This is a genomic window from Alkaliphilus metalliredigens QYMF (assembly GCF_000016985.1).
GTDB classification, from domain to species: Bacteria; Bacillota; Clostridia; order Peptostreptococcales; family Natronincolaceae; genus Alkaliphilus_A; species Alkaliphilus_A metalliredigens.
Map to the genome: position 1 here is coordinate 120,321 of NC_009633.1, position 17,933 is coordinate 138,253.

Sequence of the window (17,933 nt, forward strand, 5' to 3'; positions counted from 1 at the left end):
ATGATTATTAATGTTTGATATGGCTTCAGATGTAATTGCACTCAGGGTCAGTACTACTTTGGGGAGAAGCTAAATGCCCTAAAAATCTACTGAAATAAAATTTCAAGTACTTAAAATTTTATTTTAAAAATTGTATAATCATCATCAAAGGAAAGCTCTATGGTTCCGCTATGGCGACTGACTATCTTCTTTACATTATATAATCCATAGCCTCTATGCTTTCCTTTTTTTGTTGAAAAACCTCTGTGGAATATTTTACCAATTTCTTCGTTTTGAAGTGTTCCGCCAGTATTTTTAATTTCTACTACTTTAAAGTCTCCTTCTATACCTAGTATTAGAACTACTTTAGGGGGATATTCATCTTTTCTAGTTTCAGCTGCTTCTATTGCATTATCTAATAAGTTTCCAAAAAGTTCAACGAGTTCATATTTTTCCAATGGATATACAGGTATTTGAGATATAAATTCAACATCAAAACAAATATTTTTTTCATCTGCTAAAACTTTTTTGCTATATATGATCGCACTTAATACTTGATCTTTAATATTTAATAATTTATCTGTAGATTTTATATTTTCAATTAACTTTTCTATATACTCCTTAATTTCCATATTGACTTGTCCAGAATCTTGAATTTGAATTAATCCATAAAGTACATTTAGGTGATTCTTAAAGTCATGTTGTTTTTGTCTTACTTCCTGTACCATACTTTTTAAAAAAGGTGTATACTTTTCATGAATATCAATCACTTTTTGCTGTTCTCTAATACGAATAGACTGATATAAAAAATATAGATTTAATGCTTCCCATATAAAAACTGCTAATAATAGATATGCTATATAGCTTGTTATAAATTCCTTATTGATTTGCCATATATAGATAAGTAATAAAACTGCTCCTGAAATGTTAATCATTATTATTATTATATAATTTCTATATCTTACAAGATATTTATATATTTCATCAAATATAATAAATTTATATATAAGTGCACTTACTACAATAATGCCTATATTAACTACAACTCCATTATTGAATGAAAACACCATGGATTCTGTAACCCAATATAGAATATACGTAAATGTCAATTGAATACTTATCATAATACTTAATACAATAAAAAATTGTAAAATTGTTTCTTTTATTGCTACATTAAATAAGAATATAATCGTAGTACATAATATAAAAAAATTAATTGCAAATCCAATATCAGTCTCATAGATGAAAAACAGTACTGCTATAATTGATATAATAATTACTATAAAAGCACCTTTTTTACTAAATACATTAACTTTTCTATTCAATTTACTCCACACAATTAGTATTGATACAGTTTCTAATATGGAAAGTATAAATATTTCATACCACTGCATCTAACCCCTCCTAGTTACATAACTACCCACAAAATAGTTCTAAAAATTCTTTTTTGCAACTATTACTTACATAAACTGGTAAAAAATAGCCTTCGAAGTATATAATCCAAGAATTTTTCTCGCTTTTTTCTATCTTATGTATATTTTTAAGGTTGACTATATAGGATCTATGTGTTCGCATAAAACACTCTTTAGGTAAAATTTCTATAACTTTTTTTATTGCCATACTTTTAATTGTATAAACCTTTTCCTTAGTATGTATAATACAGTTTCTTTTTTGTGCCTCCACAAATAGAATTTCATCAATATATACTTTTATGATAAAATCTTTCATTTGAAAAGACACTTGCTGTCTATCGAGCTTATTCTGCTGTTTTTCACTTGAAATGCCCCTTGATAGTCTCATAATTATTTTAATTAATTCTTCTTTTTTATATGGCTTTTCAAGAAAATCATAACAATGAATGGTTTTAAAGGCCTCTAACTGTAAATATATATGTGTAGTAATAAAAATAATATATGTAAGCTCATATTTAGATATATTTCTAATTTTTTCTGCTATTTTAACACCTGATATATCAGGTAATTCAATATCTAAAATAAATAAGTCAATATCTGCTTTTTCTATTACTTTAAAACACTCTTCTCCTGTTAATGCTTTATAAATTCTAAATTCTTTAGAAATAGATTGAAGTACCCTTGCTATATTATTTATTTCATATTCATTATCTTCCACAACTAAAATATTCAAGTTGCCACCTCCCGATATCACATTAGATAATAAGCATTTCATATTTTACTCCTTCGACAAAGAAACTTTTTTCCCTTTTTTAATCAAAACATAATATTAAAGGAAGTTGAGAATGTTTAAAAGAATAGATGCTGCAGAAATTGTTTTACTTTTATGGATAATTGTTGCTGTGTATTTAGTTTTCCGTTGAATTTTATGGGTAAAAGCTTTTAAAAAATAAGTGAACTTCAAACAAATAAATCCGCATAAAATATCTGGATTTATTTGTTTGAAGAAAAAGTCACCTGTATAAAAGTGGGTACTTTTATTGAACAAAATTAATTGAAGTTCATGAATCTAAACCAGGATGTTTAATTAATTTTGAGATTAGTCTATATTTACTTATTAACTTTATGATAGTTATTTAATGCTTCATCTAATTTCTGACTAGTATTAATTATTTGAATTGAAGTAAGGTCCTTTGCTCTTAATGTAAGCAGGTTGAGTTCTTGCCTCAAATTTTCTATTTTATTTTTTGAGTTACTTGCATTGCACATATAAACATCACCTCTTTATCTATCTATTTAATTAAGTAAAACCCAGACTTAAAAAGTATATATTAGATAAGGGGTCGAAAAATGTAATTTCTAGTATAAAATAAGAATTTTATAGGAAAATCTTTATATTTAGAGGTTTTTAATTATGTATAACTCACATTCCGCTGAAGTAGATACAAGCTTTTGATAGTTTTTTCTAGGCTTTTTAAAAATAAGTACTACCTCGTATAAAGATATTCTCAGGTATTTCTAAGGGTTTAAGAACGATCCTAATGCTATTGTCTATAGGGTACATAAAATCCCCCTGAGTTTGAGCCCCAGCGTGATAAACAATGGTTTGAACACTGTAAAAAATTTGATGAATGGCCACTAATATCATCTGAGCAAGCACACTGTAGGGAATCTCAGAAGAACGCAGTTTTTGAACGCACAAAAAAAGCCTGAACCTAGTTTTTACAACTAATTTCAAGCTTTTTTTATTCGACAACTGTCAAAGATGGGTATTTATATCATAACTCAATGAATTTTTATCGGCAATATATTAATTTTTAATTGACTCTAAATCAAGATTATCTACGACTCCCATCACTTGTTTAATCATATTTTCGATACTGGAAGGATCAATATTTTTATTGGATGGATTCATACTACTTACAACTTTATTAATAATGCTTTGTATTGAGTTTAAATCCACTTTTCCTTCTTGGGATGACGGATTTAATGTATTCATAAATTGTTTAATTAAATTCTCCACATTATTATCATTTATAGTTAATAAACTCAAAAATGTGTCTATGTTTAAATTTTGTGTTTTAAAAAAGTAAAGACCAAGTACAGCCAATATATTTACGAGATAGTCTATAGGTACCTTAATCCCGAGTACATTGTTACATCTACATGAAGAGTCCCTTTGCTTATATTCAACAGCGTGATTGGAAAAATGTACAGGTCTCTGTTCAATTGGCCTGTAGGAGACTCTATTAGGATTCCCAATATAATATTTTGCCATAGCCTCTCCTCCTTTCTGTACATCATATAACCTTAAGAGAGTATGGTGTATTAAATTTTATTTAATTTTTTTAAATATCAAATAGTCGGTTAAATTTGCATAACACTCCTATAAATAGTTTATTCAATGAGTTCAACAAAATGTTCAACAAAATGTTATAAATTCATATAATTTTAGGAAAAAATACGCTGTGGTATCAAATCTAATTCTTGCAAGTTCGGTAGACGAACTATTAGAAAGTGCAAGGAGTAACCTGTACTGAGTAGTAAACGGAATGTGAGCTCTGTATTCTTTAGAGGATTTATCACATTTTTTTCCTCCAGTGAATAGAATGTAGTGAAAAGCAAAGAATGGAGGGAAGAAAATGGAAAAGCAATCTAACACAAATGCAACAACTTCTAAAGTATGTCCACAATTACCTGGAACGGTATTAAGGGTTTTTATTCCGGCAGGGGCTGTGATCAATCTATTAAACCTGTTAGAAATAACCTCTCCTAGCGGCATCTGTATCATCGTAAGATTACCAATCCTAGGAGCCGGTGGACTGAATATTTCTAGTATAGTCAATACAATTCAACAGGCAGGGGGAACCATAGAGTTCATGAGTGAATAAGAAAATCAGTCAATGATTTTAAAATGGAAAGCAACTCTGATTATAGGAGTGGCTTTTCATTTTATGTCCATAATAAATAAAAATTTTTTTAACTGATTACCTACTAGAGCCTGTTCAAAAGCGTCAATATCACTTCAACAAGACAAAACGATCGACGATTTGGGATTTTAAATTGAGAGATAAACGGATTTACAATGTAGGGTAACCTGCTTGCGGAGAGTTATTTTTCCAAGACTATAATTTAACAACTACCTTAAAAAAGGGGACGTGTTTGATATGAAAATAACAGAATACATTATGCAATATTTAAAAATAAATGGTGTAGATTTTATATTTGGTATGTCTGCAGGGACGGTTAGCGCAATATATGATGCAGTAAATAATGTAGATATCAAACCTATAATAACTAAAAATGAAGCTGGCACTGCATAGTCGCCGCTAAATATGCCAGCATATCTAAGAAGTTGTGAGTATGTATAGCAGCAGGTAGAGTAGGCACAAACAATATGATAAGTGATATTGCTGATGCCATGGGCTCAAAGGTTCCTATGCTAGTAATTACAGGATACATTCATAGGTGGCAGATTGGCAAAGGATGTAGAGGACTATTCAAATAAATCAAAGGATTGAAACCTGTACAATCTAGTAATTTTAAAGCTTCTATTAAGGTTGTAAAGGGATTATCACTTCCTTGCTTGTATAAAAGACCGGTCTTGTGAAAGTTATATCAATCTCCTGTTGATCTTCTTTTATATTAGAAAGAATCAATTCCTTATCATTAGCCATTTCTGAGTTGTTTTCCTCACTAGGGTCGCTATATATAACATTGACACCTTCTACTATATATTTATTTAATTGATTTTCATCTACATCAGCTAAGATATTGTGTAGCTTTAATTCATTTGTCCCAACTAAACTTTTATTAAAATTTAGTTTTACTTTTTGTGCTACTTCTTCTACTAGATGATAATCATTTTGTGGTGTTCTAAAGTTAAAGCGTTCAACATATTGAATCCATTCAAGACTATTGATTACCAAAACATTGTCACCAACTGTTATATTAATTGGAGCTTCATCATCTTTACTTATAGTTACTTTAGATTGCAGCGATTCATCTGTAATTGAAATATAAGGAATAACTAATCTTATACCTGGCTCCAATTTTCTATCAAAATAAAGTATATTTTCTAAATTACTATTTGTAGCATAATACTTTTCCCCTTTATCATTTAATAGATAGATATCACTTAGTGGAAAAGAGATCGTTTTAGCAGGGTTATTAGTTTGTGCTAATAAGTTTACTTCTAACTTATCTTCAACATAGTTAGTTAATACAGCGATATCTATACCAATACCTTCTACAGAAACATAGTTACGATCTTTAGAAAATACTTCTGGTAATTCAGTCATAATTATAGGTATTTCATATTTATCATAAACTAAATAAAATCTCTTAATACTATCGGTAAATGTACAAGTCATTCTACCACTCCATTGCTCAAAGTCGGCATCTCCTATTATATCCCATGACATTGATTCTGCTGCTTTTTTATATTCATCCATTACAATCAACTGATCAAAAGGTATATTCCCTTCTATTATTATTGTTACAGTATTTCCTTCACTATAACTTGAATTAACTTTTATATATTTCTCACCAATAGGCATTTCTATTGAACCAGAAAGGCCATATGCCTGGTGTTCAATATCTGTATAAAACAATTTACTTACGCCCGGTAAGTATCTTAATCCTCTTTGTGTAGCATAGCTTATTTGATCATTAAAAAACAAACATGATATTAAAAGTATAGGTGTAACTATCATAGCTGTATACATCAATTTATTAGATGTATTTTTTCCACTTCTCTTTATTATATTACTCCTAATATCTTCTGTAATTTTTATATTCTCTATATTTTCATTTACATAATCCTTTAAATTTTCAAGATTATTCACAAATCATTCCTCCTATCTTTCTATCTTTTAAATCCTTTCTTGCCCTTGACAACCTAGTAAATGCATTGGATTCAGAAATACCTAAAATCTTTGCTATTTCTTTGACAGTGAACTGTTGATAATAATACATTAATATGATTTCTTTATATTTTGGTTTTAAATCCATTATTAATTTAAATAAATCATTGTTTTCCAGTTTATTAAATAACTCTTTATCTGAAACCGCCTTATCATTTAGCTTTTTATCATTTAATACAATGCTTTTTATCCACGAACTCCGTAAATAATTCTTGCATATATTGATACATATTCTTGTAATCCAAGTCTTTTCTGATGAATCACCCTTGAAATTGTGAAATTTCTTATAAACTTGCAAAAAAGTGTCTTGACATGCATCTTCAGCCAGTTGATAATCTTTTAAATATAAATAACTTAGTCTTAGGATTTCTGTGCCGTATTCATTTATCAAACGGTTGAAATCTTGTTCATTTAGTATTTCTCCACTCATTCATAAACCTCCTTTCAATTATTAGACACATTTTAATTAAAAAAACTTACACTTTTTCTTTATTTTTCATATTTTTTATTTCAAATAAATAAACAGATTTATATTAGGTAGATAAGAAAATATCACCAACCTTTCAATTGGTGATATTTTTCATAGATTTATTTTTATTAATATACTAAACCAGAACCACTTATTCTAGTTCCTCCTGGACTCTCATACTTAAAATAGTGTGCTTTATTTCTAACAGCAAGACCATAAAGAGTTACATCATCCATGGTAAGTGTTCGACCAGATATGTAATCTCCATCTACATCATAGCAAAAGATTGTCATTCTTTGCCTAGAGTTAGGCTCAAACATATGGTAAATGCCAAATCCTGTAGATGATAGAGAATCTCTTGCAGGTAAATACCTATAATTTGAATATATATGTGACATAAAAGAATAAGTAAAGTCTCGTGATCTAACTTTTAAATCCCAAGTGCTAGTAGGTATACTAGTACTTACAATAGAGAAATCACTATTTGAAGTTTGATTTCCTTCTATCTCAAAAGATTTACTTCTTACTCTCGGCACTGACCTAATAATCCCTGCTTCCTCATAAGCTTTTATATTTTCTTCCCCTTTTATTATTATAGCTGTAGAGTCTACTAGACTATCACTTTTTTCGTTACCTTGAGATGCATAAACAACCATAGAGCTTGAAATTAATACAAAGCTTAAACTTAACATTAATAATTTTTTCAAAATATTCGCCTCCTCATAATTAAAATCTTGACCATACTTGTTTAGTGGACACTATAATCTGGAGAACTCTCCTTGTCTTTAACATTTGTTTTCATAGCTAAGGTTATATAATTAAAATTAATTATATAATTTGCAATAAAAAAATTACATTGATTACTGAGATAATAGCTAATTATATTTACAGTAATCATTTTAAAATGTTAATTCTTAATTGCAATCTATATAGTTGGTAATCTTATTCTCATGTTTATCACCCCCTAAATGCTTGTTCTCTAAGCATTTACAAATATTTTCTATAAAATTTTTTTATATCCTTCCGAATAAGAGTATATAGCCACAAAAGAAGACTATATAACCATATTAAGGGCTTCTATAGACACAAAGCACCCAGTACTACCGAAACTGGGACCTTTTGCTCAGGTGCACTTTATTTTTTCCTGAATTTATGGACTTTTTGAACAGGCTCTACTAGTAAATTTTGAAAATGAGAGTGTGAAAACACATTTTAATTGACACTAGATGAATAATATATTATATTATGGTATAATATAAGAAGAATAATAATTAGCAATGAAGGGAAGAGTAGGTTGGTGGCGTTAGTTGAAGAGAGCCGGGTAAGGTGAAAGCCGGTCTGACGAAGCTTACTGAAGATGGCCCCTGAGCTTTGTGGCTGAGAGAAAGAATTTTCTTTAGGTCATGACGGGTTTGCATCCGATAGCAATGCAAAAGTGCAATGGCACTTACAGAGTATATTGTCGCAAGGCAATGTAGAACTAGGGTGGTACCGTGAATATAACCTCGCCCCTATATCATATAGGGATGGGGTTTTTTTGTTTTTTATTATATATTAGTATGATTATTTACCATTTTAAAGTGAAAGTATAGAATATGAGGAGGCTAAACAACAATGAGTAAAGGAACCTATTATTTAACAACACCGATTTACTATCCCAGTGCAAAGCTACATATCGGACATACATATACTACGGTAGCAGCCGATGTGTTAGCCAGGTTTAAGCGAACCAGGGGGTATGATGTACAATTTTTAACAGGAACTGATGAACATGGGGAAAAAATTCAAGAGGCAGCACAAAAGAATGGCATGAATCCCAAGGCATATGTAGATGAAATTGTAGAGGAAATTAAAAAAGTATGGAAGAGCATGGATATATCCTATGATATTTTCATCCGTACCACCGATGAGGAGCATGAAAGAGCAGTTCAAAAGATATTTCAAACCCTATATGAAAAGGGCGATATCTACAAAAGTGAATACGAAGGATGGTATTGTACCCCTTGTGAATCCTTTTGGACAGAGACACAGTTAAAAGAAGACAAGGGCTGTCCCGACTGTGGAAGACCTGCTCATTTAGCCAAGGAAGAAGCTTATTTTTTCAAATTATCTAAGTATCAAGATCGACTTATTGAGCATTTTGAAAAATATCCAGAGATTTGCTATCCAGAGTCTCGGAAAAATGAAATGTTAAATAACTTTTTACGACCAGGGCTAGAGGATCTTTGTGTTTCTAGAACCACATTTGATTGGGGAATTCCAGTACCCTTTGATCCAAAGCATGTGATCTATGTATGGTTTGATGCTGTATGTAACTATATTACGGCCCTTGGATACACTTCAGAAAATGAAGAACAATATAAGAAATACTGGCCTGCCAATGTGCATTTAGTAGCTAAAGAAATTGTGCGATTTCATACCATCATTTGGCCTGCCATATTAATGGCTTTAGAGGTGCCATTACCGAAAATGGTTTATGGACATGGTTGGATTTTATTTGGATCCGATAAGATGTCTAAATCCAAGGGAAATATTGTGTATCCAGAGCCATTGATTGAGCGATATGGCATCGATGCATTGAAGTATTTCTTGCTTCGGGAGTTTACATTTGGACAGGATGGTAACTACACCAATAGAACATTTGTAACTCGATTAAACGCCGACCTAGCCAATGACCTGGGGAACCTTGTCAGTCGTACTGTGGCCATGATTGAAAAATATAATAGTGGTATCATCCCAGAGCCAAAGGTGGCAGGAGAGTTCGATGAAGATCTAAGGACAGTGGCAACAGGTGCTGCAGCTAAGGTAGAGAAGGCCATCGATCAACTTCAGTTTCATGAAGCCCTAGAGGAAATTTGGAAGGTTGTCCGACGAACAAATAAATACATTGATGAAACCACACCTTGGATTTTGGCCAAGGATGAAGAGAATAAAGAGCGACTCAATACTGTACTTTATCATTTAGCTGATACACTTCGTATTGTTTCTGTTCTTATCCAACCATTTATGGAAGCAACAACAAATAAAATTTGGGAACAGCTGGGAATCGATGCAAACCAAGGAACAACATGGGAAGATGCATCACTATTTAATCAAATTCCTTCAGGCGTCAAGGTAAGAAAGGGAGAGTCCCTATTCCCAAGACTAGATGTAGAGAAGGAAGTAGCGGAATTAGAGGAAATTAATGCCCAATATGCAAAGTCAATGAACAGTGGCCAAGAGGATAAGAAGGAGGAAGAAGTCGTGCTTGAAACAAAGGAGCAAATTACGATTGATGACTTTGATAAAGTGGACTTAAAGGTTGCTAAGATACTAGCGGTAGAAAAGCACCCAAAGGCTGATCGACTATTGGTATTACAGCTTCAGGTTGGTAATGAGAAGCGACAGGTTGTATCAGGCATCGCAGAACATTATACAGCAGAAGCATTAATAGGAAAGCAAGTCATTTTAGTAGCAAATCTAAAGCCTGTTAAGCTAAGGGGAATCGAATCCCATGGAATGATTTTAGCCGCTGTAACAGGAGAAAAATTAGTCTTAGGAACAATAGACGGTGAAATTGAAGCAGGAACAACCATAAGCTAATTGGGGGATTTTATATGTTATTTGATAGTCATGCCCATATAGATGGGGGACGATTTGATCAAGACCGGCATCAGATGATTGAAAATGCAAAGACCAATGGAGTCAGCTATATTTTAAATCCAGGGGCAGATCTCAGCACATCAGTAAAGGCTGTGAATCTGGCAGAGAAGTATGATTGCGTCTATGCAGCTGTAGGGGTTCATCCCCATGACGTAAAGGATATGGACGAGGACACAATTGAAATACTTCGTTCTCTTACCAATAATAAAAATGTTAAGGCCATTGGTGAGATTGGATTAGACTTTCATTATGATCATTCACCACGGGATGTGCAACGAAAATGGTTTAAAAAACAGGTGGAACTGGCAAAGGAACTACAGTTGCCTATGATTATCCACGACCGCGATGCCCATGGTGAAGTTTTTGAGATTCTAAAGGAGCACAACGCAGGGGAATTTGGTTGCGTTATGCATTGCTACTCAGGAAGCATTGAGTTAGCCCAGGAATACATTAAGCTGGGAATTTATATTTCACTGGCAGGGCCGGTTACATTTAATAATGCCAAGAAAACTTATGAAGTGGCCCAAGGAATCCCATTGGAATGGCTTTTAGTGGAAACCGACAGTCCCTATCTAACACCAGTACCCTATCGAGGAAAAAGAAATGAACCAGCCTATGTCAAGCATGTAGCCGATAAAATTGCCGAGGCAAAGGGTATATCATTTGAAGAAGTAGCAAGACAGACAACGAAAAATGCTAAGAGGCTTTTTGGTATTAAATAGTTATTACAATGAAAAACCTACTGAGGAACTGTATAAAAAAGGTGCTGATGAAATTTATCAGCACCTTTTTACACTAAAGTCTCATGAGTCTCATGGCGTACGCAGTTGAAAACGTGTGAAGCTGGTAGTTAAAAGGGTATAGAAAAGTCATAGGGCTATCAGGGATTAATATAGCACAAATAAAGAGATTGCCAAAAGATCAAGATCAAAGGGATAAGATAATTAGAGAGGCTAAATGTATAGAGGGTGTAAAGCAGCGTCAATTGGCGAGGATATTAGGGGTTTCGCAGACGTTGATATCAATTACCCAATCAAAAGAACCGCCCCAAGTATCGCCATATTTTCCTAGTAATGTTAATATATACACATAGCAATTTATTTCATAAATTCTCAGCAAGGAATTTATGAGCACTAAAGTAATTCTGTGTAAATCAAAGTAAGGAGAGGGGATTTAATGAGTATTAAAAAAATGCAAATTTTAATCTTTATTGGAGCGTTAATACATATAACACTTTCTTTATTAAAATTCAACAACCCACTTGAAAAATACAAAACCGAAAGTGAGATAGGTATATTCCTTTTAGTTGTATATTTAATTATTATATTTTTTGCATATAAAACAAAAACAAAAGTTAAAAGTTAACCGACCGGAAATAATAGGTGGAAAGAAATAATAGGGACGGTTCTTTTGATTAAGCAATGATAAAGTAGTATAATTAGGAAAAAAGGTAAAGGAGCAATCAATATGCCACGAACTGCCAGAGAGAAAAGCAAAAGCGGTATATATCATGTGATGATTAGAGGAGCAAATAGACAGGAGATATTTCATGATGAGCAGGACTGTCTAAGATTTCTTGAAATATTAGACAGATATAAAGTGAAGACAGAAATTAAGATATATGGTTGGTGCTTGATGAATAATCACATGCATTTACTCATTCAAGAAGGTAAAGAGGAACTTGCGACAACTATGAAGAGAATAGGTGTAAGCTTTGTAGGGTATTACCATCAGAAATATGATACAACAGGGCATTTGTTTCAAGACAGGTTTAGAAGTGAGAATGTGGAAAATGATGAATATCTGATAACAGTAATCCGGTATATACATCAAAATCCAGTAAAAGCTGGACTTGTAAGTAAGCCTGTAGATTGGAAGTGGAGTAGTTGTTCAGGATACTATGGAAAGAAAGAATATCTCCAAGGACTATTAGATAGTGAGAGAATACTAGGACTATTTTCAAATGATAGAGAGAGTGCAATAAAAGAATTTAGGAAATTTAATGAACAAGAAAATAAAGATAATTGTCTGGATGATGTTATCATTACAAGTCTTAGAGATGAAGAAGCAAGGTTAGAAATTGAGAAGATACTATCAGGAATTAATATAGGGCAAATAAAGAGTTTGCCAAAAGATCAAAGAGATAAGATAATTAGAGAGGCTAAATGTATAGAGGGTGTAAAGCAGCGTCAATTGGCGAGGCTTTTAGGGGTTTCACAGTAAGCGTAAAGCCTAGTACACATTTTCTCTCACAAAAAGTTTTGATATAATCATCTCATAAATTGTGAAATGAGGTGATGACAATGAAGTCTAGTGAGAATAAAGAAAAATGGCAGTTACATATAAACTCGCAACTTTCTAGCGGACAGACACAAATTCAGTGGTGTGAAGAACAAGGTGTAAAAATCCATAGCTTCAGATACTGGAAGAACCGCTTACAGATTAAGCCTGAGCAAGCTAAAGAAAGTACTGGATTTGTAGCCATTAAACCAGTGACGCTACAGAAGGTATCAAAAATGCGTATTCGTATAGGTAAAGCCACCGTGGAAATCGATGATGATGTAGACCCTATACTTCTCACCTCAGTGATAAGGGTACTTACAGATTATGTTTAAGTCCCATTCATCTTACCAGGTATATCTGGCTGTAGGCTCTACGGATCTTCGTAATTATGAGAAGTATTTAATTATGGGAAGCTTCCCATAATCGAAAAGCCATTGATGGCTTGTCACTCATCGTTCAAGAGAAATTTAAGCTGGACCCATTTTCTCGGAGTCTGTTTGTATTTTGTAACAAAAAACGAGATAAGATTAAAGTTCTTGAATGGGATACAACCGGTTTCTGGCTTCACTATAAGCGACTTGAAAAAGATGTTTTCCAGTGGCCAGAAGTGACAGATAACACTCATGTGGAAGTCGATGAACGAGCTTTTAGATGGCTACTTGATGGGCTGAGTATCAGAGAACGCCATGCACATAAAACCATAGAAGAACGACAAATTATATGAGCCTTAAAACATTGATTTTACTGTGTTTTAGGGCTTTCTTTAGTGGTAAAATCTCACGAAAAATGATATAATACTATTATGAAAACTATTGAAAATTCAACTCATAGCATAACAAGTACAACTGAAGATAGATTAGCTTTCTTTGAGAATGAACTTGCCCAAAAAGAACAAAAAATAGAAGAACTTGAAGCAAAAGTGAAATTCTACGAAGAGCAGTTCCGCTTAAGTCAGGCGCAAAAATATGGATCGTCCAGTGAAAAAACGGACCCTGATCAGATGTCGATTTTTAATGAAGCCGAAAAATTCTCGGTTAAACTCGATGAAGAACCTGAAGCTGAAGAGGTATTAACAAAGCGACGAACTGGTAAATCTAAAAGTAAAAAGAAGTATGAGGATCTTCCTATTGAAGAAGTTCATTATACTCTTTCGGATGAAGAACGCCAGTGTCCTAAGTGTGATCATACTTTGCACGAGATGAAAACTGAAGTTCGAAAAGAACTGAAAATCATCCCAGCACAGGTAAAAGTGGTCCACCACATCAAACAGGTCTATGCTTGTAGGGGGTGTGATGCCATTGATAGTGATAATGGTGGTACCATCATTACTGCACCTATGCCCAAACCTGTCCTTCCTGGCAGCATGGTATCGCCATCAGTGCTTGCATTTATCATGGAAAACAAGTACAACCAGGCCCTTCCCCTTTATAGACAGGAAGCTTCTTTTGTAAACTATGGAATTGATCTATCTCGTCAAAATATGGCCAGTTGGATTATTCAAGGTGCTGAAAAATGGTTGAGTCCCTTGTATGATAGAATGCATACGCATTTAAAACAATCACCAGTAATACATGCTGATGAAAGCCCCCTAAAAGTGCTTGATGAAAAGGATAAAAGTCAAAGCTATATGTGGCTTTATGCAACGGCTGAAACCAGTGAATATCCAATATATCTTTATGAATACCAGCCTTCGAGAGCTAAGAAACATCCAAAGCAATTTTTAGAAGGATTCACAGGTTTCCTTCAGACCGATGGCTACGCTGGATATAACGGTGTTGAAAATGTGGTTCAGGTTGGGTGCCTTGCTCATGCTCGGCGGAAATACACCGACGCCATTAAAGCGCTTCCCGAAGGGTCGGATGTAAGCTTAACCAAAGCCAACGAAGGGCTCTCGCTTTTAAGAAAGATTTACAGGCTTGAGAAATCCTTTAAAGAGATGGAGCCAGAGGTGCGTTATGAAGCGAGAATCGAGCAAACTCAACCAGTTTTAGATGCTTATAAAACCTGGCTTGAAGTCGAGGAAAAAAGAACGCTTCCTAAAAGCAAGCTAGGCCAAGCCATAAGCTATTCTCTAAAACAGTGGGATAAGCTAGCTGCTTTTATGAAAGATGGACGCATTGCCATCGATAATAATTTAGCCGAACGAGGAATTAAACCCTTCGTCCTAGGAAGAAAAAACTACCTTTTTGCTAAGTCACCGAAAGGTGCAACGGCTAGTGCCCTCTGCTATTCTATTATTGAAACGGCAAAAGCCAACAAACTGATTCCTTTTCAGTATTTAACATATTTGTTTGAACAGCTTCCAAACCTGGATATTGAAGATCCAGAGGCCTTGGACGCTATGTTGCCATGGGCAGAATCCTTACCTAATGAGGTCAGACATAAAACAGAAAAGAATGATTAAAGATAAGCCGTTTACCTTAACTGGGTAAGCGGTATTTTTATGGTATCAAACTTTACTGGACTTAACCATGTGTGTTGGCTTTTACGCTTACGAACAAATAATGCGGCGTATTGCAGGAAGTTATGTCTATTCCTGACTTCAGAACATAAATTCAGAACAAATGATGAGTAAATGTTTAAATTTGAACATTTCTCATTATTTTTTTGTTTATTTACGCCCACGACTTGTCGTGGTGAATAATATGATGTATAATGTAGTTAGAGGGATTTTATGGAGGGATTGTGCATGTATATTAGTAAATCTAAAAGACCAAATGGTAAGTATTTCATATCAATTGCTAAGGGGATTAGAGATCCTGAAACTAAGAAATCAAAAAAAATTCAGATTAAAGGTTTTGGTACTCATGATTTGGATTCTAAATCAGGTAAGAAAGCTCTTGTGCAAGCTGAAGCTGAGCTAAAAGAAATGATTAGACTAGATGAAGCTTCTCGAGGATTTGAAAACTTTGAAGATTTTATTGTATCCATGTCAAAAGATAAGCTTTCTCTTAAGCATAAAAATATTGGCTATCTACCATACTTAGAAATCTTTAACCAATTGGAATTACAAAGTTTCTTTTCTAAGATGGTCAAAGACTCTAAACTTGATTATTCTTTTAGCGATATGATGTTCTATCAAGTACTTGGTAGATTATTCAATCCTTCTAGTAAGCTTGAAGTAGCTACTAGAAAGGATGATTTCCTGTATGATTTTAATTTTGTAAATAACGATAATATTTATTCCTCTTTGGATGTTTTTTCTGGATTTAATAAACATAAATCTAAAGCGTTACAAGATGGCATTCAAGTCATAAACGATATGGAGATTCTCTTAGATACCGTTGATTCAGAGGCTAAAAAAATATTAGAAACTAACATAAACAATACCTCTCACGAATTAGAAGAACTAATAACGTCTTATGATAGTAATTTTGAAATGAATGAAAACAAACTTTTCAAACATCTCAATAAACATATGGAAAAGATTGTTCCAGAAAGAAATATATCTTTAGCCTTTTATGACTGCACAACCTATTACTTTGAGTCTTTTGATGAAGACGGTTTTAGAGAAAGAGGCATGAGTAAGGATAATAAAAGAAATGAAACACAAGTGGTTATGGGTTTATTAATAGACACAAATGGCATCCCTATTTCCTATAGGCTTTTCAAAGGCAACAAACATGAATTACATACCATGGAAGAGGTCATTGACGATATATTAAATAATTACACCATAAAAGAAATTATTATCGTTGCTGACAGAGGCTTAAATTCAAGGGCTAACTTAGAAATGATCCGTGGCAAAGGGCTTAACTACATTGTAGGTTCTAAGGGCAGTGCAGTGCCTAAAGATCTAAAAGAGAAGAAATTCAATTCATCTTGGAACATCACTTCTAAAGCCGAGGCTAAATATAAAAGCGGCTATATCACCAGTAAAAGAAAAGTGAGTCACAATGATGAAACCTATGATGAATTAATCATAAAAAAATATTCAGATGTCTACAAAGAACGGGAGATGTTTAAACAAGATAAAATGCTTGAAAGAGCGAAAAAAAATATAAAAGATTTTACAATTAATTCAACAACTAAATCTAAAAGCAAGTATTACAAAGCTGTTGATAATCCTAAAGAGAAAATAAACATTGAGATCGATGAAGAAAAAATTAAACAAGAACAAGAGAATTTCGGATATTTTTACATCGTTACCAATAAAGTAGAGATGAATCCAGCAGATATAATGGTGGCTTATAAATCCCTGTATAAAATTGAAGAGTCCTTCAGAATATTAAAAACAAATTTAAAAGCAAGACCTGTGTATCACTTTAAAGAACGAAGAATCCGGTCACATTTTTTAATTTGTTATTTGGCCTTAGTCATCCAGAGAGTATTAGAGTATAAATTAGAAGAGAAAAACGTTGAAATATCTACCCATGAAATAATCAATGGTCTAGAAGGGTTTGTTATAGATGAGATTGATTACAAAGTAGACAAATTATATATGATCTCAGACAAATTATTTAAGAGCAAAATAAACCAAGACATATTTAAAATTGAAAAGAATGTTCTACTGAGTAATGAAATCTCCAATATAATTAAAAAGATGTAGTGAGTGCAAAACAAAAATAAAAAGTACTGAAACCTCTGTAAACAGATGGCTTCAGCACTTTTTATTATGAATGATGTTCCGAAGTCAGGTTTTATGGTATCAAACTTTACTGGACTTAACCATGTGTGTTGGCTTTTACGCTTACGAACAAATAATGCGGCGTATTGCAGGAAGTTATGTCTATTGGTACAACTGGAAATATGACCGAATAGGTAATTTGTTTCAGGATAGATTTAAAAGTGAACCTGTAGAAGATAATACATATTTTTTAACTGTATTGAGATATAGTCATCAAAATCCAATAAAAGCAGGTGTAACAAAAGACATTAAGAATTACAAATGGAGCAGTTATAAAGAATATCTGGAAGGAAAAGGGCTAACAGACAGAGAATATGTATTGGAATTCTTTCATAAAGATCCTTCAATCGCTCTTGGTGAACTTGTAAAGTATTCAGATACATTAAATGAGGATAAGTGCTTAGAAATTGATGAGAACCAAAAAAGTTAAAGGATGATGATTTAAGAGAAGTTATTGATAATACATATAAAATAAAAGCAGCCATGATTGGAAACGAGCCTAGAGAAATGATGGAGAGAATATTAAAGGAAATATTGAGCATTGAGGGTGTATCTACAAGGCAGCTTTCGAGAGTTACGGGGGTATCTGCAAATAT

The 17,933-nt window shown here is 32.9% G+C and carries 18 protein-coding genes and 1 other annotated feature; of the genes, 11 read left to right on the plus strand and 7 right to left on the minus strand.

Going from position 1 to position 17,933, the window contains the following annotated elements; genetic code table 11:
- Positions 1–110: 110 nt before the first annotated feature.
- From AMET_RS00590 to AMET_RS00600, 4 genes are all read right to left on the minus strand, one after another.
- A complete protein-coding gene (locus AMET_RS00590; RefSeq protein WP_011971254.1) occupies positions 111–1,373 on the minus strand; it encodes a sensor histidine kinase in 1,263 nt (420 codons plus the stop codon).
- Positions 1,374–1,395: 22 nt separating this feature from the next.
- Entirely contained in the window at positions 1,396–2,124 is a 729-nt protein-coding gene (locus tag AMET_RS00595; RefSeq protein ID WP_041721275.1) for a LytR/AlgR family response regulator transcription factor, read from the minus strand.
- A gap of 377 nt (positions 2,125–2,501) precedes the next feature.
- Complete coding sequence (locus tag AMET_RS27215) at positions 2,502–2,660, minus strand: aspartyl-phosphate phosphatase Spo0E family protein (protein WP_083760768.1); 159 nt, start codon at positions 2,658–2,660, stop codon at positions 2,502–2,504.
- A gap of 541 nt (positions 2,661–3,201) precedes the next feature.
- Positions 3,202–3,669 (minus strand): hypothetical protein, encoded by a 468-nt coding sequence (locus AMET_RS00600; protein ID WP_011971256.1) that lies wholly within the window; start codon positions 3,667–3,669, stop codon positions 3,202–3,204.
- Between the two features lie 364 nt (positions 3,670–4,033).
- On the opposite strand from AMET_RS00600, the gene AMET_RS00605 reads away from it, so the two are divergent.
- Entirely contained in the window at positions 4,034–4,282 is a 249-nt protein-coding gene (locus AMET_RS00605) for a hypothetical protein (protein ID WP_011971257.1), read from the plus strand.
- 276 nt (positions 4,283–4,558) lie between these two features.
- Positions 4,559–4,714: a thiamine pyrophosphate-binding protein gene (locus tag AMET_RS25445; RefSeq protein ID WP_157047121.1), complete on the plus strand. Its 156-nt coding sequence runs from the start codon at positions 4,559–4,561 to the stop codon at positions 4,712–4,714.
- 231 nt (positions 4,715–4,945) lie between these two features.
- On the opposite strand, the gene AMET_RS00610 is transcribed toward AMET_RS25445, so the two are convergent.
- The 3 genes from AMET_RS00610 to AMET_RS00620 all read right to left on the minus strand — a co-directional run bounded on the left by AMET_RS00610 (position 4,946) and on the right by AMET_RS00620 (position 7,492).
- On the minus strand, positions 4,946–6,238 hold the full coding sequence (locus tag AMET_RS00610) for a hypothetical protein (RefSeq protein ID WP_011971258.1): 1,293 nt from the start codon (positions 6,236–6,238) through the stop codon (positions 4,946–4,948).
- The gene (locus AMET_RS00615; RefSeq protein ID WP_011971259.1) at positions 6,231–6,746 is read right to left on the minus strand and encodes an RNA polymerase sigma factor; all 516 of its coding nucleotides are present in this window, start codon (positions 6,744–6,746) and stop codon (positions 6,231–6,233) included. Before AMET_RS00615 ends, AMET_RS00610 begins: the two co-directional genes overlap by 8 nt.
- Before the next feature lie 167 nt (positions 6,747–6,913).
- Positions 6,914–7,492 carry a hypothetical protein gene (locus tag AMET_RS00620; RefSeq protein ID WP_011971260.1) on the minus strand — a complete coding sequence of 193 codons (579 nt, stop codon included), beginning with the start codon at positions 7,490–7,492 and terminating at the stop codon, positions 6,914–6,916.
- Between the two features lie 561 nt (positions 7,493–8,053).
- Positions 8,054–8,301: a binding site (T-box leader), on the plus strand.
- A 98-nt stretch (positions 8,302–8,399) separates the two neighbouring features.
- Between AMET_RS00620 and metG the strand changes: the two genes are divergently transcribed.
- From metG to AMET_RS00665, 9 genes are all read left to right on the plus strand, one after another.
- Positions 8,400–10,367, plus strand: a complete 1,968-nt coding sequence (metG, locus tag AMET_RS00625; protein WP_011971261.1) for a methionine--tRNA ligase — start codon at positions 8,400–8,402, stop codon at positions 10,365–10,367.
- A 14-nt stretch (positions 10,368–10,381) separates the two neighbouring features.
- Positions 10,382–11,149: a TatD family hydrolase gene (locus tag AMET_RS00630; RefSeq protein WP_011971262.1), complete on the plus strand. Its 768-nt coding sequence runs from the start codon at positions 10,382–10,384 to the stop codon at positions 11,147–11,149.
- A 454-nt stretch (positions 11,150–11,603) separates the two neighbouring features.
- The gene (locus AMET_RS00635; protein WP_011971263.1) at positions 11,604–11,792 is read left to right on the plus strand and encodes a hypothetical protein; all 189 of its coding nucleotides are present in this window, start codon (positions 11,604–11,606) and stop codon (positions 11,790–11,792) included.
- Positions 11,793–11,894: 102 nt separating this feature from the next.
- Positions 11,895–12,650, plus strand: coding sequence for an REP-associated tyrosine transposase (locus AMET_RS00640; RefSeq protein ID WP_011971264.1), 756 nt, complete (start codon positions 11,895–11,897; stop codon positions 12,648–12,650).
- Between the two features lie 80 nt (positions 12,651–12,730).
- Positions 12,731–13,042 (plus strand): IS66 family insertion sequence element accessory protein TnpA, encoded by a 312-nt coding sequence (tnpA, locus tag AMET_RS00645; protein WP_011971265.1) that lies wholly within the window; start codon positions 12,731–12,733, stop codon positions 13,040–13,042.
- A 101-nt stretch (positions 13,043–13,143) separates the two neighbouring features.
- Entirely contained in the window at positions 13,144–13,434 is a 291-nt protein-coding gene (gene tnpB / locus AMET_RS00650; RefSeq protein WP_083760770.1) for an IS66 family insertion sequence element accessory protein TnpB, read from the plus strand.
- A 78-nt stretch (positions 13,435–13,512) separates the two neighbouring features.
- Complete coding sequence (gene tnpC, locus AMET_RS00655) at positions 13,513–15,114, plus strand: IS66 family transposase (protein WP_011971267.1); 1,602 nt, start codon at positions 13,513–13,515, stop codon at positions 15,112–15,114.
- 285 nt (positions 15,115–15,399) lie between these two features.
- Entirely contained in the window at positions 15,400–17,259 is a 1,860-nt protein-coding gene (locus AMET_RS00660) for an IS1634 family transposase (RefSeq protein WP_041720173.1), read from the plus strand.
- A gap of 70 nt (positions 17,260–17,329) precedes the next feature.
- Positions 17,330–17,767 (plus strand): hypothetical protein, encoded by a 438-nt coding sequence (locus tag AMET_RS00665; RefSeq protein ID WP_011971269.1) that lies wholly within the window; start codon positions 17,330–17,332, stop codon positions 17,765–17,767.
- Positions 17,768–17,933 lie beyond the last annotated feature (166 nt).

Bases quoted from the DNA above. Each gene is read 5' to 3' on its own strand.
- tnpA (WP_011971265.1), top strand. From the start codon at position 12,731: ATGAAGTCTAGTGAGAATAAAGAAAAATGGCAGTTACATATAAACTCG.
- AMET_RS00640 (WP_011971264.1), top strand. From the start codon at position 11,895: ATGCCACGAACTGCCAGAGAGAAAAGCAAAAGCGGTATATATCATGTG.
- AMET_RS00600 (WP_011971256.1), bottom strand. From the start codon at position 3,669: ATGGCAAAATATTATATTGGGAATCCTAATAGAGTCTCCTACAGGCCA.
- AMET_RS00630 (WP_011971262.1), top strand. From the start codon at position 10,382: ATGTTATTTGATAGTCATGCCCATATAGATGGGGGACGATTTGATCAA.
- metG (WP_011971261.1), top strand. From the start codon at position 8,400: ATGAGTAAAGGAACCTATTATTTAACAACACCGATTTACTATCCCAGT.
- AMET_RS27215 (WP_083760768.1), bottom strand. From the start codon at position 2,660: ATGTGCAATGCAAGTAACTCAAAAAATAAAATAGAAAATTTGAGGCAA.
- AMET_RS00665 (WP_011971269.1), top strand. From the start codon at position 17,330: ATGATGTTCCGAAGTCAGGTTTTATGGTATCAAACTTTACTGGACTTA.
- AMET_RS00615 (WP_011971259.1), bottom strand. From the start codon at position 6,746: ATGAGTGGAGAAATACTAAATGAACAAGATTTCAACCGTTTGATAAAT.
- AMET_RS00590 (WP_011971254.1), bottom strand. From the start codon at position 1,373: ATGCAGTGGTATGAAATATTTATACTTTCCATATTAGAAACTGTATCA.
- tnpC (WP_011971267.1), top strand. From the start codon at position 13,513: ATGAAAACTATTGAAAATTCAACTCATAGCATAACAAGTACAACTGAA.
- AMET_RS00660 (WP_041720173.1), top strand. From the start codon at position 15,400: ATGTATATTAGTAAATCTAAAAGACCAAATGGTAAGTATTTCATATCA.
- AMET_RS00605 (WP_011971257.1), top strand. From the start codon at position 4,034: ATGGAAAAGCAATCTAACACAAATGCAACAACTTCTAAAGTATGTCCA.
- AMET_RS25445 (WP_157047121.1), top strand. From the start codon at position 4,559: ATGAAAATAACAGAATACATTATGCAATATTTAAAAATAAATGGTGTA.
- AMET_RS00635 (WP_011971263.1), top strand. From the start codon at position 11,604: ATGAGTATTAAAAAAATGCAAATTTTAATCTTTATTGGAGCGTTAATA.